We start from the raw sequence: 298 nt of genomic DNA on the forward strand, positions 1-298 counted from the left end.
CGCCGGCACCCGCGACTGCTCCCTGCAACGCCGCTTCCAGAAACTCGTCGAAGAAGCACCGGCCCCGTTCCTCACCGACGCCCAACGCGCCGAGATCCACTCCTCCGCCAAAGCGATCTGCCGCGAAGCCGGCTACTACGGCGCCGGCACCGTGGAATACCTCGTCGGCCAAGACGGCCTCGTGAGCTTCCTCGAGGTCAACACCCGCCTGCAGGTCGAACACCCCGTCACCGAAGAAACCTCCGGTATCGACCTGGTGCTGCAGCAGTTCCGTATCGCAGCCGGCGAAGAACTCTCC

1 protein-coding gene is annotated in these 298 nt (G+C 65.8%); it reads left to right on the forward strand.

Going from position 1 to position 298, the window contains the following annotated elements; translation table 11 throughout:
• Positions 1–298 (forward strand): ATP-binding protein (locus A2J03_RS26765; RefSeq protein WP_442971417.1); only part of this gene is annotated, 298 nt, incomplete at both ends.

This window comes from Rhodococcus sp. EPR-157, from assembly GCF_001647195.1.
Lineage (GTDB): Bacteria > Actinomycetota > Actinomycetes > Mycobacteriales > Mycobacteriaceae > Rhodococcoides.